This is a genomic window from Peptococcaceae bacterium 1198_IL3148 (assembly GCA_036763105.1).
GTDB lineage: Bacteria > Bacillota > Desulfotomaculia > Desulfotomaculales > Desulfohalotomaculaceae > JBAIYS01.
In genome coordinates this window covers 1-236 of record JBAIYS010000090.1, presented here as the reverse complement: position 1 = coordinate 236, position 236 = coordinate 1, and the positions used below count along the sequence as shown (strand labels likewise).

Below are 236 nucleotides of genomic sequence, written 5' to 3'. Positions count from 1 at the left end.
AACCTTGGGTTTTCGGCGGGCAGGATTCTCACCTGCCTTATCGCATACTCATACCGGCATTCTCACTTCCTACCACTCCACAGCTCCTTACGGTACTGCTTCAATGCAATAGGAACGCTCCCCTACCTTGGGATGGAATTACTACTACACCCTTGTGTCTCTCATAACTTAGCCCCTGGGAAACATTTATTGCAAAATCTTTTGTTGAATGAATGCTTTTGTTTAGGGATGATTTT

The 236-nt window shown here is 44.9% G+C and carries 1 rRNA gene; it reads right to left on the bottom strand.

From position 1 onward, the window contains the following. Window positions 1–236 (bottom strand): 23S ribosomal RNA (locus V6C27_15000); the annotation flags it as partial.